Origin of the sequence: Streptosporangium amethystogenes, from assembly GCF_000721075.1 — a bacterium.
Lineage (GTDB): Bacteria > Actinomycetota > Actinomycetes > Streptosporangiales > Streptosporangiaceae > Streptosporangium > Streptosporangium amethystogenes.
The window spans coordinates 1-215 of sequence record NZ_JOEQ01000220.1; the positions used below are offsets into that span (position 1 = coordinate 1).

The 215-nt window shown below is 67.4% G+C and carries 1 pseudogene; it reads right to left on the reverse strand.

Features of this window, described 5'->3' with window-relative positions:
* Positions 1-215 (reverse strand): annotated as a pseudogene (locus tag IG98_RS50000) (AMP-binding protein); the annotation flags it as partial.

Sequence of the window (215 nt, forward strand, 5' to 3'; positions counted from 1 at the left end):
CCATGCCGGGCCAGCACCGCCTCCACCTCACCCAACTCGATCCGAAAACCCCGCACCTTCACCTGCTGATCAACCCGCCCCACGAACTCCACAACCCCATCACCACGACGCCGGACCACATCCCCCGTCCGATACATCCGCCCACCGGAACCATCGAACGGACACGCCACAAACCGCTCCGCCGTCAACCCCGCCCGCCCCAGATACCCCCGCGC